Genomic DNA, 21931 nt, shown 5'->3' with positions numbered 1-21931 from the left:
TTGCCCGCCCAGGTCCTTGCTCAGCTTCCCGCTCAGCTCCCCGCCGAGTCCTCCCGCAGTTCCTCGCCGAGTTCCTCCCGCAGCGAGCGCTGGAACGCCGTGACCAGTGCCTGCGCCACCATCGGCTGGATGTGGTCCGTCAGCGCCCTCATCCGGGCGAGCTCGTCCGGCGCCGGCTCGCTCTCCCGGTAAGGCCGCCACACCGTCTCCCGGAACAGCCGCTGCAACTCCCGGGCCGTCGCCCGGCTGTGCTCCAGCACCACCGCCCGCGCGGCCAGCAGCGTCTCCAGCGGGATCGGCACGTCCAGGATCCGCACCCCCAGCGGCAGCAGGCCCGGATCCACCCGGAACAGCTCCGGATCGGCCGTCCGCTCCAACGCCCCCATCGCGACCAGGCGTTGCACCTGTTCCTCCGACAGCCCCCGCCCGGCCCGCCGCTCCAACTGCGCCCGGCCCAGTTCCTCCGCCGCCTCGGGCGTCCAGGACGCCACCAGCGCCCGGTGGATCGCCAGGTCCAGCGGCGTGCTGTCCTCCGGCAGCCGGGACAGGTACCGCTCGATCGCGGCCAACGTCAGCCCCTGGCGCTGCAACTCCTCGATCAGCTCCAGCCGGTCCAGGTGCGCCGCTCCGTACAGCCCGACCCGGCGCGGCCCCAACTCCGGTGGTGGCAGCAGGCCCTTCGTCCCGTAGAACCGCACCGTCCGGACCGTCACTCCGGCCCGCGCCGCCAGTTCGTCGACCGTCAGCCGCACACCGCCCCCGTCTCCCACGGCCCCGCGCTCCCCCATCTGCCGCCTCCTGCACTGGCACACTTCCACTGTGACAGCAGCAGTGTGACAGTGCCCGTCCCCCTGGTCCACCGGCTGTTCCACCGGCGACGACGGCCCGTCGCGCACGTGAGTCCGCCCCCGCCGCTGGGGAGCGGCGGGGGCGGACTCGGGGTGCCGGTGACTCTGGCGGCGCCGCTTCTGGCCGGAGCCTGCTCTGACCGGCGCTGCTCCTGCGCTGCGGCGCGACTGGTCCCGGCCTCCGCGGCGTGGGGCTACCGGGAGGCGGCGTCGGCCAGGTCGGCGTGGTGGCGGCGGGTGACCTCGGGATGGGCCCTCGTGTAGCCCTTCCACTCGTTGAGGCCGAACTCGGCGAACAGCGGGTTGTCCGGATCCTCGGTGGCGCCGGGGGCGTGCCGGGCGAACGGGAAGTCCAGCGGCTCGATGTGGGCGTCGAGACGGGGGTTGTAGAAGAACGGGACGGAGAAGCGCTCGCGGGCGCCGACCGGGCTGACCACGCGGTGGTTGGTAGCCTTGAGGTAGCCGTCGGTGGCCACCTCCAGCAGCTCGCCGAGGTTGACGACGAAGGCGCCCGGCATCGGCGGGACCTCCAGGAAGGTGCCGTCCGGGCGCTCGACCTGGAGGCCGCCGACGGTGTCCTGGAGCAGCAGCGTGATGAAGCCGTAGTCCTTGTGGGCACCGACGCCCTGGCCGGCGCCGTTCGGAGCGGTACCGGGGTAGCGGACCAGCTTGAGCCGCAGGTGGGGGTGGCCGGCGAAGGCCTCGTCGTAGAAGTCGGGGCGGGCGCCGATCGCGGTGAGGAGCTCGTGCAGCAGTCGGCGGGCGGTGCCGCTGAGGTGGTCGATCCAGCCGAGCGCGGCGGTGCGCAGCTCGGGGAGCGCAGCGGGCCACTGGTTGGGGCCCTCCAGCCACCAGTACGGGGGCTCGTCGGTGCCGGGGACGTGCGGGGGCAGCTCGGCGCCGATGTCCAGCTGGTCGCGCCAGTCCTGGCTGCCGCCGGTGCGCTCGTCGCCGGTGCGGGTGTAGCCGCGGTAGTGGGGGGAGTTGAGGTTGCTCACGGCGAGCCGGTCGGCCTCGGGGAGGGCGAAGAAGGCGCGCATCGCGTCGGCGAGCGCGGCCGTCTCCTCCGGGGTGATGCCGTGGCCGACGAGCTGGAAGAACCCGACGTCGGTGGCCGCGGCACGGAGTTCGTCGTGCAGCCGGCGGCGGTCGTCCGGGCCGCCGTCGGCGAGCGAGAGGTCGATCACCGGGAGGGAGTCGGATATGGGGGTGTACTGCTGCGACATGTGTGACATCCGCTGGTCTCGTCCCGGCCGGTCCCGGTGATCGACCGGGGGATGGCCGGAGTGGCCGCCTGGTGCGGCGGGTGCTCCGGGAGCCGGGAGGCGGAGGCGGCCGGGTGGAGGCTGCCCTTGAGGGTGGTGGCGCGAGGTTCAGCTGGAGCGTCGACAGGACATGCTTGTCACGCGGAGCAGGTCCACGTGGCGACGGCGAACAAGGATGAGCACGTCACCAGCGTAGATGACCTTGACCGGAGCGGGCGAGCCCCCTGCGGCGGAGGGCTGCCTCTCACTTGGCAGTGGCCCTTCAAGGGTGGAAAGCCTTCGTGTGTCGCCCCTCTCAGCCGTTGTTGAGGTAGGCCAGCACGGCCAGGACGCGGCGGTTGTCGTCGTCGGAGGGCTGGAGGTCGAGCCGGACGAAGATCGACGCGGTGTGCTTGGCGACGGCCCGCTCGGTGATCACCAACTGCTGGGCGATCGCCGCGTTGGAGCGCCCCTCGGCCATCAGCGCCAGCACCTGCCGCTCGCGCGGGGAGAGGGTGGAGACCGGGCCGGCCGAGGAGTTGTGGGCGAGCAGCCGGGTGATCACCTCCGGGTCCATCACGGTGCCGCCCCGGGAGACCCGCTGCACCGCGTCGATGAACTGGGCGCCGTCCAGCACCCGGTCCTTCAACAGGTAGCCGATCCCGCCGGTGCTGCCGGCCAGCAGCTCGCGCGCGTACAACTGCTCCACGAACTGCGACAGCACCAGGACGGGCAGCCCGGGGTGCGCCTGGCGGGCGGCCAGCGCCGCCCGCAGCCCCTCGTCGGTGAAGCCGGGCGGCAGCCGGACGTCGACCACGGCGATGTCCGGCCGGTCGGCGGCCACTGCGGCGAGCAGTTCGTCGCCGGTCTCGACCGCCGCGGTGACCTCCATGCCGCTGGCCTCCAGCAGCCGAGTCAGGCCGTCCCGGAGGAGGAAGAGGTCTTCGGCGATGACAACGCGCACGGGATCTCCAGGTTCACAATGGTCGGGCCACCGGATGGGCTGCTGATCGCGAGCACCCCGTCGAAGGCGGCCAGTCGGCGTTCGGTTCCGCTGAGGCCGGTCCCCCGGGACGGGTTGGCGCCACCGCGCCCGTCATCGGTGACCGATATCCGCAGCAGCCCGCCACTGTGCCCTATCTCGATCCACACGTGCGAGGCGCCGGCGTGTTTCACCACGTTGGCCAGCAGCTCGCTCACCGCGAAGTAGACGGCGGACTCCACCGGAGCGGGCGCCCGGCCGGGCAACCCGCCGGTGAAGGTGACCGGCAGCGGGAGGTCCAGCGCGGTCGCCTCGACCGCGTCGGCCAGGCCTCGGTCGGCGAGCACCGGCGGATGGATGCCCCGGACCAGGTCGCGCAGCTCGCTCAGGGCCTTGACCGAGGACATCCGGGCCTCGACCAGCAGGGGTTGCAGGGCCTTCGGGTCGTCCTTCACCTGCTCGGCCACGGTCAGCAGCATGCCCAGGGCGACCAGCCGGGCCTGCGCCCCGTCGTGCAGGTCCCGCTCGATCCGGCGCAGCTCGGCCGCCCCGGCGTCGATGGTGTCCGCCCTGGTCCGGGCCAGATGACTGACCTGGCGGGCGAGTTCGCTCCGTCGGGACGGGCCGAGCAGAGCGCGGGCGGCCCGCTCGTGCACCCGCAGGACCGGCGGCGCGGCCCACAGGGCGGCCAGCGGGGAGATGTAGAGCCCCATCAGGTAGAGGGGCCCCAGCGGGAGGAACGGCCCGTTCCGGCCGAGCACCTGGAGGGCGATCGGGGTCAGCACGACGATCACGGCGGTGATCGGGATGGCGCAGCCGGAGACGAGCACCCAGAGGAGGTCCCGCCACGTCGCCGGATCGGCCAGCCAGCCGCCGGCGCGCAGTCGCTGCCACGGCCCGGCGTCGACGCGGTGGTACGGCACCGGGATCGGCCGGCCGCTCCACCGGCCGACGATCCGCCGGTTCTCCGTCGCGATCCAGCGCGTGCCGAGCAGGCCGAGCACCAGCATCGCCGGCCCCAGGCAGAGCGATCCGGACCGGCCGCCGGGCGGGGCGCCGCCGTAGAGGTCGGTGGCCATCAGCGCGAGCGAGCCCGGCGCGAACAGGACGGCCCCGGCCGCCCGGCCGCCGCCCCCGGTGGCCCAGCAGAGCGCCCAGAGGGCGACCGGCGCCAGCGGCACCAGCAGGATCAGCGGCCCGCCCGGACCGTGGGCGAACGGCTCGGTGTCGTCGGGGCCGAGCAGGGCGGCGGCCAGCAGGACCGGCCCGGCCAGCAGCGCCATCAGCCCCGTGACGGCCAACGTGACCATGTAGAGCGCCCGCACGCCGGCCACGACGGCCCCCTCCAGCTGCGCGACGGCCCTGGACACTGCGCTCGTCCTCATCCCGCGCCTCCCCTCCGGTCGGTGGCCCCGCGGCCCCGGTTGATCATCCGGCGTCAGTCTGCCGCGCCGTGACGTGCGGCGCTCTAGGTCTGCGCCCCCAATCCGGGGTGTACCTGGATACACCCCCGAGAGGCCGTCCAGACGGCTGTCCGCGCCCCGCCCCGGATTCGTAGCGTCATGTCCCGTCAGCCGGCCCGGACTTCCGGCGCCGGACCTCGAATCGTGGAGGGCCCGTGAACGCGCCGATCATCCGGATCCGCGGCGTCAGCAAGACGTACGACCGATCCGACGCCGCCCACCCCGCGCTGGCCGGGCTCGACCTGGAGGTCCGGGCCGGCGAGGCGCTGGCCGTGCTCGGCCGCTCGGGCAGCGGCAAGTCCACCCTGCTGAACCTGGTCGCCGGCCTCGACCGCCCGAGCGAGGGCGCCGTCGAGGTGGACGGCGTGGCCGTCCACGAGCTCGGCGAGGCCGCCCTGGCCGAGTACCGGCGGAAGCGGATCGGCATGGTGTTCCAGTTCTTCAACCTGCTGGACGACCTGAACGTCGAGGACAACGTGCTGCTCCCGGCCCAGCTCGCCGGGATGCGGCGGGAGCGGGCCCGGGTCCGGGCCGGCGAGCTGCTGGAGCGGCTCGGGGTGGCCCGGCACGCCAAGGCCTTCCCCGGTCGGCTCTCCGGCGGCGAGCGCCAACGCGTCGCGGTGGCGCGGGCCTTGATGAACCGCCCGCCGCTGCTGCTCGCCGACGAGCCGACCGGGGCGCTGGACACCGCCTCGGCCGCCGACGTCCGCGACCTGCTCCGGGGGCTCAACGCGGAGGGCCAGACGATCCTGCTGGTCACCCACGACACCGCGCTCGCCGAGGCCTGCGCCGACCGGACCATCGAACTGCTCGACGGCCGGCTGGTCCGGGACACCGCGGCCGTGCCGGCCCCCGGCGGTGCGCGATGAGCGAGCGGTGCGCGATGAGCGAGTGGTGGGGGTGCCCCCGGCCGGAGGCTGGGGGAGAGCGGATCACGGGAGGGCGCGTGCGGGCGAACGCCCCCGCCGGGCGAAGGGAGGCGGGCGCATGAGCGTACTGGGCAAGGTGGTTCGCGCCGGCGTCGGCCGCAAGCGGGTGCAGACCCTGGTCATGGTGCTCACCACGATGGCGGCCGTGACGGCGTGCATCCTCGCCACGGGCCTGCTGGTCGCCTCCCAGGGCCCGTACCAGCGCACCTTCGCCGACCAGCGCGGCGCGCACCTCAACGCGCTGTACGACCCGGCCAGGGCGAGCCCCGCCCAACTCGCCGCGACCGCGCACGCCCCCGGCGTGACGGCCTCGGCCGGCCCCTACCCGGCGCTCACCGTCCAGCCGCGCGCCGGTGACGAGCTGCGGATCCCGCCGGCCGGCAGCCTGCTCCCGCCGGTGACGCTGGTCGGCCGGGCGAAGGACGGCCCGCTGGACGGTCTGCGGATCACCATGGGCCGCTGGCTCGCCGGCCCCGGCGAGGTGGTGTTCCTGGACGGCCACTCGCCGCTGGGCGTCGGCGACAGCATGCAGTTCCCCGACCTCCCCGGGCACCCGGTCCTCAAGGTCGTCGGCCTGGCCGCCTCCCCCTCCTGGAGCGCGGACGGCTGGATCGCCCCCGAACAGGTCGCCGGGCTCACCGCGCCCGGTGCGGCGCCCGCCGCCCAGTACCTCTACCGCTTCGCCCACGCCGACACCGACGCCGAGGTGGAGGCGGACCGCGCCGCGCTCGCCGCCGCGGTGCCGGGCGGCGCCCTCGCCAGGGCCACCTCGTACCGGCCGGCCCAGGCGGAGGCCAACCGGACAGCCGCGACCTTCGTCCCGTTCGTGACGGCCTTCGGGGTGCTCGGCCTGGCCATGTCGGTGCTGATCATCGGCGTCGTGGTCAGCGGCGCCGTCAGCGCCGCCACCCGGCGGATCGGCATCCTCAAATCCCTCGGCTTCACCCCGTCCCAGGTGGCGCGCGCCTACGTCGGCCAGGCACTGATCCCGGCCGGGGTCGGCACGGCGCTCGGCGTGCTCGGCGGAAACCTGTTGTCCGTGCCCGTCCTCGGGATGGCGCACAAGGCCCTGCGCGGCGGCCTGCTCGGCATCCCGCTCTGGGTGGACGTCGCCGTTTCGGCGGTGGCCCTGGCGGCCGTGGCGGGCACCGCCCTGGTGCCCGCGCTGCGGGCCGGCCGGCTGCGCACGGTGGAGGCGCTCGCGGTCGGCCGGACGGCGCCGGGCGCCCGGCGGGCAGCCTCCCGCGGCGGCCCGGGTCCGGCCGGGGCGTCGGGTCCGGCCGCCAGGATCCAGCAGCTCATCGGCCGCCTACCGGTGCCGCGCGCCCTGAGCCTCGGGCTGGCGACCCCGCTCACCCGGCCGGGCCGCTCGGCGACCACGGCCGCCGCGGTGGTGCTCGGCACGGCCGGAGTCACCCTGTGCGTCGGCCTGACGCTCTCGCTCGGCTCCTTCCAGGACGGCCTCCAGGCCGGGCGCTCCGGCAAGGTCGTGCTCCAGACCCCGATCGAGAGCTCGACGAAGGCCCCCGACCACGTGGACGAGGCCGCCGCGACCAGGGCGATCACCGGCCGCCCCGGTACCCGGGCCTGGTACAGCACCGCTCCGACGCCGGTCGCCGTGGCCGGGAACACCGGGCGCACCGCGGTGATCGCCTTCACCGGGGACGCCTCCTGGGGCGGCTACCAGCTGATCTCCGGCCGGTGGTTCCAGGGCCCCGGCGAAGTGGTCGTCGCCACCGCCTTCCTGCGCGCCAACCAGGTGCGCGTCGGCGACACCGTCACCCTCACCGACCACGGGCGCAGCACCCCGGTGCGGATCAGCGGTGAGGTCCTGACCACCAGCGACCAGGTGTTCGTCGACCGGGCCGCACTGGCCCCGCTCGGCACCGCCGTCCAGGCCGACGCGGTCGCCTTCCAGATCGACCTCACCCCGGGCACGGACGCGAAGGCGTACGCGGACGGGCTCGACGACGCCGTCCGGCCGCTGGGCCTGAGCGCCGAAGCGGGCGGGCAGCAGATCAGCATCGTGATGCTGGCCATGAACACCCTCGCCGGGACGCTCACCCTGCTGCTGGCCGTGGTGGCCGGCCTGGGCGTGCTCAACACGGTGCTGCTGGACACCCGGGAGCGGGTGCACGACCTCGGGGTGCTCAAGGCGCTGGGGATGTCGCCCCGGCAGACGGTCGGCATGGTGCTCACCTCGGTCTGCGGCAGCGGGCTGACGGCCGGGCTGATCGGGGTACCGATCGGGATCCTGCTGCACCACCAGGTGATGCCGGCGATGGCCCGCGCCGCCGGGGTCGGGGTGCCGGAGGCGGACCTCACCGTGTTCCACCCCTCGGTGGTGGGGCCGCTGATACTCGGCGGCCTGGTGCTGGCGCTGCTCGGGGCCCTCCTCCCCGCCGCCTGGACGGCTCGCACCCGGACGGTCACGGCGCTGCGCACCGAGTGACGGCGGGGCGGGGCGGTAGGGAAGGCCCGCTCCGCCGGTGACTCAGACCAGCCGTGCCGCCGCGTACGCCTCCAAGGCGGCCCGCTGGTACGCGGCCAGGCCCGGGGTGATGGCCTCGTACGCGGCGCTCCACTGGGCGTTCTCCGTGCAGGAGCGCGCGATCGCGCGGAACTCCTCGACGGAGACCGTCCGGAGCGCGCTGAGCGCCCGGTACTCGGCGTCGATGTGGTTCTGCACGGGCTCGGCGTCCGCCGGGTGGCCGGCCGTCAGCAGCTCCGCCAGGCGGATCATCCGCGCCGTCCGCTCGCGCTGTCCGGCCTCGACGTCGGCCTGGCTCATCGCGGCGGTGGCGCGCCGCGCCGCCTCGGCGTGCTCGGGGAAGTCCCGCAGGCTCTCCTCGACGTCGCCGGGCTGGATGCCCTCGAACAGGTTCTCCGGTCGGTTGATGCTGGTCATGGGTGTGCCGTCCTCTCGGGAACGTTCCAGGTCGGCGATCGTGCGGGAGACGGTGGCGGCCAGGGTGTCCAGCCGGTCGCGCTCGGCGAGCAGCCGGTGCCGGTGGTCCCGCAGGGCCTCCAGCTCGTCCACCTGGTCGCCCAGGATCCGGGCGATCTCGGTCAGCCCGACCCCCAGCGCCCGCAGTACGAGGATCTGTTGCAGCTGGAGCAACTGCCGTTCCTCGTAGTAGCGGTGGCCGTTGGAGCCGATCCAGGCCGGTGGCAGCAGTCCGATCTCGTCGTAGTGCCGCAGGGTCCGGGCGGTCACGCCCGACATCCGGACGACTTCCGCGATCGGCCAGACCACTGCCATGCGCCGTCTCCCTCGTTCACGTTCGCTTGGACCAGGGCCGGTTCCTCCGGCCCTGGTCACGACGGTAGAAGCTGACGCTGCGGCAGCTTCAAGCCCCGAGACCGTCCCGGGGCTGGAACCAGTCGAGGGACTGCCCGTGCGGTCCGGTGAAGGCCACCGGCCGCTCGTCCAGGGCGAGCGCGAACAGCCCGGATCCGACGGGCGCGGGGTGGGGGAGACGTCGCTCGACGGTCGGCAGCACCGAGACGGCCTCGTTGGAGATCCAGTGCCCGGGCAGGCCGCGCATGGTCACCGCGAACTCCTCCCGCGCCTCCGGGGACAGGTAGGCGAGCACCGCGCTGTGGAACACCACCGGCGTGGCACCGGCGGGCACCTGTGCCACCAACTCCCTCACCGTCGCGTTGAGGTCGCCGCGCACCAGGTGCGGCGGCTCGGCCCGGGCGACCTGGACGGCGCCGCGCAGCCGCTCCAGCCGGTGGGCCTGCTCGGGCCAGACCAGCGACTCCAGCCAGCGCATGTCCTCCTCGTCCCGGACGTCCAGCGGGTTGAGGTCGATCCCGGCGCGCCACACCACCTCGGGCAGCCGCTCCCGCAACGACGCCGACAGCGGTACCGGCCCGCGCACCGCGCACTCCAGCGTCACCGGGCTCTCCTGGGCGCCGAACTCGATCGCCGGGCCGCCTGCTTCACCGGCTTCGCCTACTTCGCCCACCTCAACCGTGTATCGGTACCGATACCGGTCCGGGTAGAGGCAGAGCCCCGCCGAGGCCCCCACCTCGATCAGCGCGAGCGGCTGCGGCAGCGCCGCCAGCAGCGGCAGCAGGGTGGCGCACCGGCCGGCCTCGTTGGTCTGCGTCCGCCGTCGCAGCATCGTCGCCGCAACCTCGTCCCAGTGCGCCGACACCCAGGTGCGGAAGGCCGGATAGCCGGCCGTCACCGGTCCGCCGAGGTGGCGGACCGAGCCGAACAGCAGGTTCGGCTGCCGCTTCGCGGCCGGCAGCCCGTCCAGCAGGGCGCACAACTCATCGTCCCCGGCGGCGCGTTCGGCGAGGCCCTGGTAGCTCGCCGAGTTGCCGCGCGCCTCCCGCTCCGCGAAGGCCCGGTAGAGGTCCCCGATAGCACTGTCCACGTTCCGTACTTCCTTTCTCTTCGACTCTCTTCAGCTCTCTTCAGCTCTCTTCAACGAATTGGCACAGCCCGGCCCGTGCCTTTCCGGTCGGGCCGGTGGTCCTACGGCTGCGCCGCCGCCCGCAGCGCGGACACCAGCGCGCCGAGCGCCGGCTGTCCCCAGGCGCCCTCGCGCACTGCGGCGTGCAGCGCACGGACCGGCTCCGGGCCGCGGAGCCGGCGCACGGTGACGCCCGGGTGGCGCTGGGCGAGCCCGAGGGCGGGGACCAGGGCGACGCCCAGTCCGGCCGCGACGAAGCCCTGCGCCGTCGCGTAGTCGGCGCTGTCCACCGCGACGGACGGCCCGAACCCGGCCGCGTCGCAGGCCCCCCGGACGACCTCCCGGCACGGGCCGGGCGGCTCGGCCCCCACCCAGGGCTCGTCCGCGAGCTCGGCGAGGTCCAGGACGCGTTTCGCGGCGAGCCGGTGGCCCTTGGGCAGCACCGCCCGGTACGGGTCGTCGCGCAGGTGAACCAGCCGCAGGCCCGGGTGCGCGGCGCCGTCGGACCGGACCACCACCGCGAGGTCGGCCCGGCCGTCCAGCACCTCGGTGAGCGGGTCCTCCGGGTCGGTCATGCCGAGGTCGAGTCGTACGCCCGGGTGCGTCCGGCGGAACGCGGCCACCGCCGGGGCCACCAACGCGGCGCCGGCCGTGGCGAAGTAGCGCACGGTGAGGCTGCCGCTGCGCCCGGCCCGCAGGTCGGCCAGCGCCGCGCCGGCCTCCGCGACCTGCCGCTCGATGACGGCGGCGTGCCCGGCGAGCAGCAGTCCGGCGGCGGTCGGCCGCACGCCGCGCCCGACGCGTTCCAGCAGGGCCGTCCCGGTCTCCCGCTCCAGCGCCGCCACCTGCTGGCTGACGGCGGACGGGGTGTAGCCGAGCGCGCCGGCCGCCGCGCTCACCGAGCCGTGGTCGACCACGGCCCGCAGGACCTGCATCCGTCGGACGTCGAGCACCTCATTCATGTAGCTCAGCTTAAAGGTGGTGAAGAACATTTCGCTTGTGCTACCGGATCCCGTCGCGGGACCGTCGTCGAACGCCCCGACACCCCCTGACACCCGCCCCCTGACACCCGCCCCCTGACACCCGCCCCCTGACACCCGCCCCCCGACACGCGCCCCCCGACACGCGCCCCCCGACACCCGACATCGACACACCCGACACCGTCACCTCGACAGAAGGAGCACCGCCCGTGCTGCGGATGGCCGTTCTCGCCCTGTTCTGGGGTTCGGGCTTCCTCTGGATCCGGCTCGCGCTCCAGCACGGGCTCACCCCCGTGCAGATCACCGTGCTCCGCTCGGTCCTCGGCGCCGCCGTCCTGCTGCTGCTCGCCCGTTCCGCCCGGCAGCGCCTGCCGCGCGGTGCCGCCGTCTGGCGCCGGCTCACGCTGGCGGCGCTGCTCTGCAACGCGCTGCCGTTCCTCCTGACCGCGTACGGCGAGCGCGGCGTCGGTTCCGGCCTGGCCGGGGTGCTGCACGCGACCACCCCGCTCTGGTCCCTGCTGGTCGGCCTCGCCCTCGGCACCGAACGCGCCCGCGGCCCGCTGCGGTCGGGTGGTCTGGTGCTCGGCTTCGCGGGCGTGCTGCTGATCTTCTCCCCGTGGCGGGACGGCGGTGGCCTCCCCGCCCTGCCCGCACTCGCCCTGCTCGGTGCGGCGGCCAGCTACGCCATCGCCTTCGCCTACATGGCCCGTGCCCTCACCGGCACGGGAGCGGCCCCGTTGGCCCTCTCCGCCGCCCAGCTCACCGCCGCGGCCGGGCTGAGCACGCTCGCGCTGCCGGTCGGCGGCTCGCTCGACCCGGTCGCGGGCGCCGATCCGCTCGGACTCGTCGCCGTCGCCGTCCTCGGCGTCGCCTGCACCGGGCTCACGTTCCACCTCAACTACCGCCTCATCGCCACGGAGGGCCCCACCAGTGCGGCCACCGTCGGCTATCTGCTGCCGGTGGTCTCCACCGCGCTCGGCGCGCTCGTCCTCGGCGAGGAGCTGACGATCCGGACCGTTGCCGGAATGATCGTCGTACTCGCCGGTGTTTTCCTGACGAAACATCACAGGGCCCAGGCCCCCGCCCTCATGCCGACCCCCACCGCTTCACGCGACTGAACGGACCATGCACCCCCACTCCCTCTGGCGAACCGCCGACTTCCGCACCCTCTTCACCGCGACCGCCCTCGCTCAACTCGGCACCAACGTCGGCTACGTCGCCGTCCCGCTGATCGCCGTCGAGGCGCTCGACGCGGGCCCGGGGCAGGTCGGCGTCCTCGCCACCCTGAGCACCCTCGCCTTCCTGCTCATCGGCCTGCCCGCCGGCGCCTGGGTGGACCGGATGCGCCACCGCCGCGTGCTGATCGTCGCCGACCTGGTGAAGGCCGCGCTGTACGCCTCCATCCCGCTCGCCTGGTGGCTGGGCGGGCTCACCCTCTGGCAGCTGTACACGGTCGCGCTGCTCACCGGCTGCGCGACGGTCTTCTTCGACGTCGGCTCGCAGAGCGTGCTGCCCCGGTTGGTCGGTCGCGGGCACCTGGTGCAGGCGAACGCCGCCGTCGTCGGCCTGATGGCGGTCGGCAACGTCGCCGGGCGCGGCGCGGGCGGCCTGCTGGTCCAACTGCTCACCGCGCCGTTCGCGATCGTCGCGACCGCGCTCAGCCACCTCGGCTCGGCGCTTCGCCTGATCGGGCTGCGCCGCACCCCCGCCTCCGAACCGATCGCCGACAGGGGCAGGGGCAGGGGCAGGGGCGAGGGCGGGGACGGGGACGCCGACAGGGGCAAGGGCAAGGGCAAGGGCAAGGGCAGGGGCGAGGGCGGCGGGCTCGGAGCGCAGATCGCCGAGGGGCTGCGGCACGTCCTCGGCAACCGGGAACTGCGCGCGCTCGCCCTCACCGCGGCCCTCACCAACCTGGGCTTCCAACTCGTCAACACGCTGCTCCCGGTGCTGTTCGTGCGGGAACTGGGCCTTTCCGCCGGGGCGTTGGGCCTGTTCTGGGCGGTCGGCGGGGTCGGCATCCTGCTCGGCTCGCGCTGCGCCCGCCCGATCGCCGCCCGACTCGGCTACGGACGTACGCTCGGCCTGGCCGGCGTCTGCGTGGCGCCCGCCGGGCTGCTGGTGCCGCTGATCGGGCATGGCCCCTGGCTGTTCGCGGCGGGGGCGGGCTGGCTGCTGGTCTCGCTCAAGACCGGGATGGACAACGTCCTCGGGGTGAGCCTGCGCCAGCGGATGACCCCGGACGCGCTCCTCGGCCGGATGAACGCCACCTTCCGCTTCCTGCTCACCGGAGCGCTCGCGATCGGCTCCGCGCTGTCCGGGCTGCTCGGCGAACTCGTCGGCCTGCGGGCCACCCTCTGGTGCGGCGGAGCCGTCCTCGCGGTGGCCTTCCTGCCGGTCTTCCTCTCCCCGATCCGCACCCGCCGCCGGCTCCCCGAAGCCGAAGCCGAAGCCGAAGCCTCCGAAGGCCCCGTCCCCGCGCAGATCCCCGCGTAGATTCCCACCCAGATCCCCACCCAGCTCCCCGCGCAGCCCCGACAGGCCTGAGACCTACCAGCCCGGCCCGTGCCCCGGCTGCCAGTCCAGCCCCAGGTGCGGGCGCGGGCGGTGGATCCGCAGCAGCGCGGTCACCGACCAGACGACCAGGGTCAGCAGGGCGTAGAACAGCAGCAGCGCCCAGAACGGCGTGGTGGACATGCTCCCGTCCTCGAACCGGCACCACGCGTCCGGCGGCAGCCAGGACGCGCCCGTCTCCAGCAGCCGTCCGCCGCCGGGTACCAGGCCCTGCTCGCAGCGCTCGCCGAAGTCCAGTGACCGCACGTACAGCAGCCCGTACAGCGAGCCCGCCGCCGCGAGGGACAGGACGGCGCCGAAGGTGAGCAGCACCGCCCGCCGTCGCCCGGTCGCCGTACGGATGTTCGTCACCGGGGCAGCGTACCGGCGCCCCAGCCGGGGCGCCCCGCGATCACCCGAGCAGGCCGCCCATGTGCGCGTCCTCGGCGAGCAGCCGCCACGAGCACCCGGGCGAGGCGAACGCCTCCGGGTCGACGGCCTCGACGAGCCGGTCCACCACGGTGCTCAGCAGCGACTGCGGGTCGAACACCGCCCAGGTGTCCCGGTCCCGCCCGCAGTCCCAGCGCTCCCACTCGGCGCGCAGCCGCTCGTACGTCCACAGCGCGTACAGCAGGGCGGACAGGTCGCGGTTGAGGTAGGCCTCCGGCTGGCCGTCGTCGTACCAGTCCGGCAGCTCCAGGCGGCCGGTGACACCGTCCAGGGCGATCGTCAGATCCGTCGGCCAGTCCCCGAGGGCCAGGAACTCCCGCTGGTACGGGCGCTCCTCCTCGCCGTCGAAGTACTCCGGGTACGCCTCCGCCATCGTGACCAGCGGTTCCTCGCAGACCCCGAACATCGCCCCGCCCAGCGGCAGTCCGATCTCGGTCAGCAGCCGCCGGGTCGGCTCGTGCACCAGCCCGGCGGGCAGCTCCTGCGCCCGGTAGCGGTGCACCAGGCCCGCGCCGCCCTCCTCGCCCGTCAGCGCGGCGAGCTCCGCCACCAGCTCCGGGCCGACCTCGTACGCCGGACCGCCCGGACCGCCCGGCAGCGCGCCCCAGCCCAGTGCTCGCACGAGCAGCGCCGTGCCCCAGTGCGCGGGCGGCGTCGCGGACCGCCCGAACAGCCCGGGGTCGATCTCCCGCATCCGCCGTTCGGCCCCGGCCGTCACCTCGGCGACCACCGCGGGGCCGCGCCGCCCGTCCAGCGCGTCCGCCCGCCGGGCCGACTCGGCGACCGCCTCCACCTCCCGCACCAGCCCGGCCAGCGCGGGCAGACCGGAGGCCAGCAGGTCCCGCCGCGGGCCGGGTTCGCCGAGGAACACCTCGCCGGTCGTTCCGTCGAGCAGCACCAGGCCGCCGGCCGCGGCGAACGGCGCGCAGTACTCCGTCTCGCCCAGGACGAACAGCCGCTCCGCCTCCGGCAGCGCCGGAGGCGGCCCGCCGCCGAGCACCCCGAAGTCCAGGAACGCCCCCGAGAGCGGCAGCCCCTCCCGGACCAGGAACTCCCGGCTCCCCGGATGCACCACCCCACTCGGCAACCTGTCCGCCGCCACCCGCGCACACCCCGCGTCCCCCATGCCCCCCACGTCCCCCACATCCCCCCGCCCTCCACCGCCCCGACCCTTGACCCCCAGACCCTAGCCGCCCCATCCGACACCAGAGCCGGCAAGCCGCCGCAAGCCGCCGCAAGCCGCCGCAAGCCGCCGCAAGCCGCCGCAGGGCTCCAGCTGGACCAGAGCGGACCAGAGCGGACCAGAGCGGACCAGGGCGAGCCGGTTTCCCGGATCCGCCCCCCACCCCACCCGGGCGCCGTACGGGGCGGGTCAGACGAGCCCGCCGGCCTCCCGGGCGGCCCGCTCCACGCGGGCGTGGTGGGCCTGCCACCAGGCCGCGTCGCCGGGGGCGGTGTTGATCCCGTCCGGGCGCTGGCCGGTGGTGCCGTCGACGAGTTCGCGGAGGAGGTCGGCGTGGCCGGCGTGGCGGTGGGTCTCGGCGATCATGTGGACGAGGACCCGGTGCAAGGTCTGCTCGGCCCGCCGGCCGAACGGTATCCGGCCGATCGCGTCCAGCGGCAGCGCCTCGATGGTGGCGTCGGTGTGCGCCCAGACCCGGCGGTAGCGTCCGGTGATCTCCTCCGTGGTCTCGTCCGCCCGCGCCCACAGGTCGGCGTTCGGCTCGGCGTCGCCGGTGAACCACAGCGGCGTCGGTTCGGGGAACGGCCGCCCGAAGGTGTCGCCGAAGTACATCGCCTCGGCCCCGGTGACGTGTTTGACCAGCCCCAGCAGATTGGTCCCGGTCGGGGTCAGCGGGCGCCGGAGGTCGTATTCGGAGAGGCCGTCGAGCTTCCACAGCAGGACGTCGCGGGCGTCCTGGAGATAGATCCGGAGGTCGGTCCTGGGATCGGTCTTGGGATCGGTTGCCGTCATGGCATCAGTCTGTTGATCGCGTCGGACCTGTCCACCGAATTCCGCGCACCCAGGGGCCGGCAAGGGGGACTACAGAGTGTGACGGGTTGGGCGGGGAGGGTGTGGACTTGAATCTTTGCGAACGAATGTTCGATCCTGGGGTTGTGTCCGTTTTCGAACCTGTTTTCGATTCCATCGCCGAGCGACCGACGCTCCGGCCGGTGGCGTCGGCCGCCGTGCCGGCGGAAGGGCGGGCCGGGCGGGGCGTGGTGCCGGTGGTGCCGGCGCTGCGGGAGGTGCTGCCGGACGGCGGGCTGCGGCGGGGGACGGCGGTGTCGGTGGCGGGCGGGGACACCGGGCTGCTGCTGGCGCTGGCAGCCGGGGTGAAGGAGACCGAGGGCGGCTGGGCGGCGGCCGTCGGGCTGCCGGACCTGGGGCTGGCCGCGGCCGAGGGGTACGGGCTGGACCTGCGGCGGCTGCTGGTCGCGGACGACCCGGGGCCGCACTGGGCCGAGGTGGTGTCGGTGCTGGCCGGCGCGGTCGAACTGGTCATGCTGCGCCCGGACGGCCCGGTGCCGCCGAAGCTGGCCACCCGGCTGGCGGCGGTGCTGCGGCGCAGCGGCTGCGTGCTGCTGGTGGCCGGGCCGTGGCCGGGGGCGGCCCTGCGGCTCGGGGTCCGGTCCGGGCGCTGGTTCGGGCTGGGGGACGGTTACGGGCAGCTCGCCGGGCGGCAGGTGGAGGTGGTGGCCGAGGGGCGCGGTTCGGCGGTGCGCGGGAGGACCGCCCGGCTCTGGCTGCCGGACGAGCACGGCGCGGTACGGGCGGTCCCGGACAGACCGGTCCTGGACCGGCCGCCCCTGGAGCGCCCCGTCCTGGAGCGTCCCGTTCCGGGGCGGCCCGGGGCCGTCGAGCAGCCGCTCGAACGGGTAGCGGTGGTGTGAGCGATGGCGGACGACAGGACACCGCGGGTGCTGGTGGTCTGGTGCCCGGACTGGCCGGTGGCGGCCGTCACCGGCGACGACCCGGTGGCGGTGACCGAGGGCGGGCGGATCCTCGCCTGCTCGGCGGGTGCCCGGGCGGCCGGGGTGCGGCAGGGGCAGCGGCTCAAGCTGGCCCAGCGGCTCTGCCCGGCGCTGGAGCTGCGCGACCGCGACCCGGAGGCGGAGACCGGCCGCTTCGAGCCGGTGGTCGCGGCGGTGGAGGCGTTCACGCCCCGGGTGGAGGTGGTCCGCCCGGGCCTGTGCGCGATCCCGGTGAAGGGGCCGGGCCGCTACTTCGGCGGTGAGGAGGCGTTGGCGGCCAAGGTCCGGACGGCGGTGGCGGATGCGCTGGCGCGGGAGCCGGTCCCGGGCGCCGCCCCCGGCGCGGTCTCCGTGCCCGGTACGGACGCCACCCCCGCCACCACACCCCCCGCCACCCCTGCCGCCACGCCCCCCGCCCCCACCGGGACCGAGCACCCCCCGCCCCCGCCCGCCCAGGTCGGGGTCGCCGACGGCCTGTTCGCCGCCGTGCTCGCCGCCCGCGCCGGAGTGCTGGTGCCGGCCGGGCGGACGGCGGAGTTCCTCGCGCCGTACCCGGTGGGCGTGCTCGGCGACGAGGCGCTGGCGGAGGTGCTGGGGCGGCTCGGCCTGCCGACCGTCGGGGCGTTCGCCGCGCTGCCGTCCGAGGCGGTCGTGGACCGCTTCGGCCCGGCCGGGGCGGTGGCGCACCGGCTGGCCCGGGGCTTGCAGCCGCGTCCGCTGGTGCCGCGCGACCAGGAGCCGGACCTCGCCGTCGAGCAGCGCTTCGACCCGCCCGAGCCGCTGGCGGAGCCGCTGGTGTTCGTCGCCCGCACACTGGCCGAGCAGCTGCACCAGCGGCTGGCCGGGGCCGGGCTGACCTGCCGCCGGGTGGCCGTCGAGGTGGCCTGCGCGGACGGGCGGACGGCCTCGCGGCTGTGGCGGCACGAGGGCGGGCTGTCGGCGACGGCGCTGGCCGAGCGGGTCCGCTGGCAGCTCCAGGCCTGGCAGGGCGCGGGCACGTTCGCCGCGTCCGGGGAAGCGCCCGACGCCGGGTTCGCCCTGCTCCGGCTGGCCCCCGACGGCCTCTCCCCGGACCAGAGCCGTCAGTTGGCGCTGTGGGGCCAGGCGGTCGCGGACGACCGGGTGGAGCGGGCGGTGGCCCGAGTGCAGGCGGTGCTCGGACACGCCGGGCTGCGCCGGATCGAGCCGGCCGGCGGGCGCGGTCCGGGTGAGCAGGCGGTCAAGGTGCCGTGGGGCGAGCCGTACGAGGCGGCGGGGCCGGCCGGCGCGCCCTGGCCCGGGCGGCTGCCGGACGTGTGGCCGGCGGTGGTGCTGCGGGAACCGGTGCCGGTGCGGGTGCTGGACGAGGCCGGGCTGCCGGTCACGGTGGACGGCCGGGCGGGGGTGTCGGCCCGGCCGGCCCTGGTGGTGTTCCAGGGCCGGCCGGGCCGTGGGGGACAGGGGCGACAGGAGCGGGTGGACGGCTGGACCGGCCCCTGGCCGGCGGTCGAGTACTGGTGGGACCAGTCGCTCGCCCGCCGCCGGGCCCGGTTCCAGGTCGTGCTGGGCGGTGGCCGGGCGCTGCTGCTCACGGTGGAGGGGGGCGCGTGGTACCTGGAGGCTGGCTACGACTGACGGCCGCCGGCCCGAGGGGGGGATCCGAGGGGGATCCGAGGGGGGAGAGGTGACGAACCGCGAGAACGAAGGCGACCCCCGATGGGCTTCACCAGCCACCCCACCCTCCCCTGGAGCGAGCTGCACCGCCGCCTGACCGGCGCCGTGCCGGACCGTACGGTCGTCCCCCTGCGCCGCCCCGCCCAGGAGGAGCCCGCCCCCGGAGTCCCCGGAGCCCCCGCCCCCGGAGCCCCCGGCGACGGCGGCGAGCCCTGGGCCGAACTGCACGTCCACTCCGCCTTCAGCTTCCTGGACGGCGCCAGCGACCCGGAGGACCTGGTCGCCGAGGCGGCCCGGCTGGGCGTGGAGACGCTGGCGATCACCGACCACGACGGCCTGTACGGCGCGGTCCGGCTGGCCGAGGCGGCCCGGGGGACGGGCGTGGCCACCGCGTTCGGCGCCGAACTGACGATCCGTCACAATGGCGCAGAGGTGGAACACTTGCTGGTCCTGGCCCGAGACCCGGCCGGCTACCGCCGACTGTCCGCCGCGATCGCCGCCGCCCAGCTGGCCGGCGGCGCGAAGGGCCGCCCGGCGTACGACCTCGCGGCACTGGCCGGGGCGCACGACGGGCACTGGGCGGTGCTCACCGGCTGCCGCCTCGGCCGCGTCCCGGCAAAACTCGACGACGGCACGGCCGGGCACCAACTCCGCACCCTGACCGAGGCGTTCGGCCGCGACAACGTCCACGTGGAGCTGATCGACCAGTGGCTTCCCGGCGACGACCGGCGCAATGACGCCCTCGCCGCGCTCGCCGCCGAGCAGGGCCTCCCGGTGGTCGCCTCCACCAACGCCCACCACGCCGGCCCGGCCCAGGGCCGGCTGGCACAGAGCCTGGCCGCGCTGCGCGGTCGCCGCACCCTCCAGGACGCGGTCGGCTGGACACGGGCCGCGGGCACCGCGCACCTGCGCTCCGGCCGGGAGATGGCCGCCCGGCTGGCCCGCTTCCCGGGGGTGCGGCGGGCCACCGCCGAACTCGGCCGTTCCTGCGCCTTCGACTTCACCGGGCTGGACCCGGAGCTCCCGGGTTTCCCCGTCCCGGAGGGCGAGAGCGAGATCAGCCACCTGCGCGCCCTGGTCGCCGCCGACGGCCCGGTCCGCTTCGGGCCCGGCAACGCCGCCGCCCGACGCCAGCTGGCCCTGGAACTGGACGTCATCGACGACCTCGACCTGGCCGGCTACTTCCTGATCGTGCACGACATCGTCGACTTCTGCCGGAGCCAGGACATCTGGTGCCAGGGCCGCGGCTCGGCCGCCAACTCGGCGGTCTGCTACGCCCTGGGGATCACCGCCGTCGACCCGGTCCACTACAAGCTGCTGTTCGAACGCTTCCTGTCCACCGCCCGGGACGGCCCGCCCGACATCGACCTGGACATCGAGAACCGCCGCCGCGAGGAGGTCATCCAGTACGTCTACCGCCGCTACGGCCGCGAGCACGCCGCGCAGGTCGCCAACGTGATCACCTACCGGCCCCGGCTGGCGATCCGCGACGCGGCCAGGGTGCTCGGCTACCCGCAGGGCCAGGTGGACGCGTTCAGCCGGCAGACCGACTTCCGCTCCGCGCCCGGCGCGGACGCCGTGATCCCCGCCGACGTGCTCTCGCTCGCCGGCCAACTCCACGGCCTGCCGCGCCACCTGGGCATCCACTCGGGCGGCATGGTGCTCACCAGGGAGCCGATCGGCGAGATCTGCCCGACCGAGTGGGCCCGGATGCCCGGGCGCTCGGTGCTGCAGTGGGACAAGGAGTCCACGGCCGGCGCCGGGCTGGTGAAGATCGACCTGCTCGGCCTCGGCATGCTCGCCGCGCTGCACGACGCCTGCGACCTGGTCGCCGAGCACCACGGCCTGCGCTACGACCTGGCCACCATCCCGGACGGCGACGCGGGCGTGTACGCGATGTTGCGCCGGGCGGACACCGTCGGCGTGTTCCAGGTCGAGTCGCGGGCCCAGATGGCGACGCTGCCCCGGCTCAAGCCGGACCACTTCTACGACCTGGTGGTCGAGGTCGCGCTGATCCGGCCCGGCCCGATCCAGGGCGGCTCCGTCCACCCGTACCTGCGCCGCCGGGCGGGCGCCGAACCGGCCGGCTGCCCGCACCCGCTGATGGAGAACGCGCTCGGCAAGACCCTCGGGGTGCCGCTGTTCCAGGAGCAGATGATGCAACTCGCCATCGACTGTGCCGGGTTCACGCCCGCCGAGGCGGACCGGCTGCGGCAGGCGATGGGCGCCAAGCGCTCGCACGAGCGGGTCGCCCGGCTGCGCGAGCGGCTGCTCGGCGGGATGGCCGAGCGCGGCATCCCCGAGGAGGTCGCCGAGGACGTCTACGGCAAGATCGAGGCGTTCTCCAACTACGGCTTCCCGGAGAGCCACGCGATCAGCTTCGCCTACCTGGTGTACGCCAGCGCCTGGCTCAAGTACCACTTCCCGGCGGCCTTCACCTGCGCCCTGCTGGCCAACCAGCCGATGGGCTTCTACTCGCCGCTGAGCCTGGTCGCGGACGCCCGGCGGCACGGCGTGCGGGTGCGCGGGGTGGACGTCAACGCCAGCGCGCCGCGCCCCACCCTGGAGCCGCACCGGGGGCCGACGCCGGAGCCGCCGCTGACCGCGGGCCGCCCGCAGCCGGCGATCCGGCTGGGCCTGGAGACGGTGCGCGGCATCGGCGCCCCGCAGGCCGCGGCGATCGCGGCCGGTCAACCGTACGCCGACCTGGAGGACTTCGCGCGCCGTACCGGTCTGCCCGCGCCGGCGCTGGAGGCGCTGGCGACGGCCGGCGCCTTCGACTGCTTCGGACTGACGAGACGTCAGGCGCTGTGGACCGCCGGTGCGTTCGCCGGTATCTCGGCCGCACTGATCCCGGGGACCACCCCCGGGACGGAGGCGCCGCCGCTGCCCGGCATGAGCCCGGTCGAGGAGACCATCGCCGACCTGTGGGCCACCGGAACCTCCGCCACCAGCCACCCGCTCCAGCACCTGCGCGCCCGCCTGGAGCGCGGCGGCGCCCTGTCCGCCGCCGAACTCCCGGACGCGGCACCGGGATCGGAGGTGGTGGTCGGCGGCCTGGTCACCCACCGGCAGCGGCCGCCGACGGCCGGCGGGGTGCTCTTCCTCAGCCTGGAGGACGAGACCGGCCTGATCAACGTGGTCTGCAACCGTCCGGTCTGGGAGTCCCAGCGCCGTACGGCCCTCGACCGGGCCGGCCTGCTGGTTCACGGCCGCATCGAGCGCGACCGCGGCGCCACCAACCTGATCGCCACCCGGCTCACCCCGCTGCGGATCGGACTCTGAGCGGGGCAGGGGGGTGGCCTCCAGGCCTGCCGTCCGCACCGCCGCATACTGACATTTGCTCTTTGGGGTGATGGATCTGCCGTTTTACTGACGGACGGTCACCTGTCGGCGTAGACCGTCTCGCATGCGATATGCGGATGG

General features: G+C 75.1%; 17 protein-coding genes. 7 read left to right on the top strand and 10 right to left on the bottom strand.

Annotation, left to right across the window (positions count from 1 at the left end):
* Window positions 1–32 precede the first annotated feature (32 nt).
* The 4 genes from AC07AL_RS36465 to AC07AL_RS36450 all read right to left on the bottom strand — a co-directional run bounded on the left by AC07AL_RS36465 (window position 33) and on the right by AC07AL_RS36450 (window position 4459).
* On the bottom strand, window positions 33–788 hold the full coding sequence (locus tag AC07AL_RS36465) for a MerR family transcriptional regulator (protein ID WP_363625264.1): 756 nt from the start codon (window positions 786–788) through the stop codon (window positions 33–35).
* A gap of 254 nt (window positions 789–1042) precedes the next feature.
* Entirely contained in the window at window positions 1043–2074 is a 1032-nt protein-coding gene (locus AC07AL_RS36460) for an isopenicillin N synthase family dioxygenase (RefSeq protein ID WP_478319453.1), read from the bottom strand.
* A gap of 334 nt (window positions 2075–2408) precedes the next feature.
* On the bottom strand, window positions 2409–3056 hold the full coding sequence (locus AC07AL_RS36455) for a response regulator transcription factor (RefSeq protein ID WP_363585673.1): 648 nt from the start codon (window positions 3054–3056) through the stop codon (window positions 2409–2411).
* Window positions 3008–4459 (bottom strand): sensor histidine kinase, encoded by a 1452-nt coding sequence (locus AC07AL_RS36450; protein ID WP_478319452.1) that lies wholly within the window; start codon window positions 4457–4459, stop codon window positions 3008–3010. The genes AC07AL_RS36455 and AC07AL_RS36450 overlap by 49 nt, the downstream gene beginning before the upstream one ends.
* 233 nt (window positions 4460–4692) lie before the next feature.
* On the opposite strand from AC07AL_RS36450, the gene AC07AL_RS36445 reads away from it, so the two are divergent.
* A complete protein-coding gene (locus tag AC07AL_RS36445) occupies window positions 4693–5406 on the top strand; it encodes an ABC transporter ATP-binding protein (RefSeq protein WP_363625272.1) in 714 nt (237 codons plus the stop codon).
* 118 nt (window positions 5407–5524) lie between these two features.
* Window positions 5525–7918 (top strand): ABC transporter permease, encoded by a 2394-nt coding sequence (locus AC07AL_RS36440; RefSeq protein WP_400811399.1) that lies wholly within the window; start codon window positions 5525–5527, stop codon window positions 7916–7918.
* A gap of 42 nt (window positions 7919–7960) precedes the next feature.
* On the opposite strand, the gene AC07AL_RS36435 is transcribed toward AC07AL_RS36440, so the two are convergent.
* The 3 genes from AC07AL_RS36435 to AC07AL_RS36425 form a co-directional block, all read right to left on the bottom strand.
* The gene (locus AC07AL_RS36435) at window positions 7961–8728 is read right to left on the bottom strand and encodes a MerR family transcriptional regulator (protein ID WP_478319451.1); all 768 of its coding nucleotides are present in this window, start codon (window positions 8726–8728) and stop codon (window positions 7961–7963) included.
* Between the two features lie 88 nt (window positions 8729–8816).
* A complete protein-coding gene (locus AC07AL_RS36430; protein WP_363631422.1) occupies window positions 8817–9857 on the bottom strand; it encodes a DUF2332 domain-containing protein in 1041 nt (346 codons plus the stop codon).
* 101 nt (window positions 9858–9958) lie between these two features.
* Window positions 9959–10831: a LysR family transcriptional regulator gene (locus tag AC07AL_RS36425; protein ID WP_363585710.1), complete on the bottom strand. Its 873-nt coding sequence runs from the start codon at window positions 10829–10831 to the stop codon at window positions 9959–9961.
* Between the two features lie 263 nt (window positions 10832–11094).
* On the opposite strand from AC07AL_RS36425, the gene AC07AL_RS36420 reads away from it, so the two are divergent.
* Together AC07AL_RS36420 and AC07AL_RS36415 are read left to right on the top strand one after the other, a co-directional pair.
* A complete protein-coding gene (locus AC07AL_RS36420) occupies window positions 11095–11994 on the top strand; it encodes a DMT family transporter (RefSeq protein WP_363585709.1) in 900 nt (299 codons plus the stop codon).
* A gap of 7 nt (window positions 11995–12001) precedes the next feature.
* Window positions 12002–13369, top strand: a complete 1368-nt coding sequence (locus AC07AL_RS36415) for an MFS transporter (protein ID WP_478319450.1) — start codon at window positions 12002–12004, stop codon at window positions 13367–13369.
* A 54-nt stretch (window positions 13370–13423) separates the two neighbouring features.
* Here AC07AL_RS36415 and AC07AL_RS36410 read toward each other — a convergent pair whose 3' ends face one another.
* The 3 genes from AC07AL_RS36410 to AC07AL_RS36400 form a co-directional block, all read right to left on the bottom strand.
* Complete coding sequence (locus tag AC07AL_RS36410) at window positions 13424–13798, bottom strand: hypothetical protein (RefSeq protein WP_159398386.1); 375 nt, start codon at window positions 13796–13798, stop codon at window positions 13424–13426.
* A 40-nt stretch (window positions 13799–13838) separates the two neighbouring features.
* Window positions 13839–15002 (bottom strand): SUKH-4 family immunity protein, encoded by a 1164-nt coding sequence (locus AC07AL_RS36405; RefSeq protein WP_478319449.1) that lies wholly within the window; start codon window positions 15000–15002, stop codon window positions 13839–13841.
* Between the two features lie 246 nt (window positions 15003–15248).
* Window positions 15249–15851: a DinB family protein gene (locus AC07AL_RS36400; RefSeq protein ID WP_478319448.1), complete on the bottom strand. Its 603-nt coding sequence runs from the start codon at window positions 15849–15851 to the stop codon at window positions 15249–15251.
* A 200-nt stretch (window positions 15852–16051) separates the two neighbouring features.
* Here AC07AL_RS36400 and AC07AL_RS36395 point away from each other — a divergent pair, with 200 nt between their 5' ends.
* From AC07AL_RS36395 to AC07AL_RS36385, 3 genes are all read left to right on the top strand, one after another.
* Window positions 16052–16771: a hypothetical protein gene (locus AC07AL_RS36395; RefSeq protein WP_363631415.1), complete on the top strand. Its 720-nt coding sequence runs from the start codon at window positions 16052–16054 to the stop codon at window positions 16769–16771.
* 3 nt (window positions 16772–16774) lie between these two features.
* Window positions 16775–18466 (top strand): Y-family DNA polymerase, encoded by a 1692-nt coding sequence (locus AC07AL_RS36390; RefSeq protein WP_478319447.1) that lies wholly within the window; start codon window positions 16775–16777, stop codon window positions 18464–18466.
* An 81-nt stretch (window positions 18467–18547) separates the two neighbouring features.
* On the top strand, window positions 18548–21790 hold the full coding sequence (locus AC07AL_RS36385) for an error-prone DNA polymerase (RefSeq protein WP_478319446.1): 3243 nt from the start codon (window positions 18548–18550) through the stop codon (window positions 21788–21790).
* The last annotated feature ends 141 nt before the right edge of the window (window positions 21791–21931 follow it).

This window comes from Kitasatospora sp. NPDC043949, from assembly GCF_056435365.1.
The sequence above is the reverse complement of the archived record's forward strand: the minus strand, read 5'-3'. Positions and strand labels throughout refer to the sequence as shown.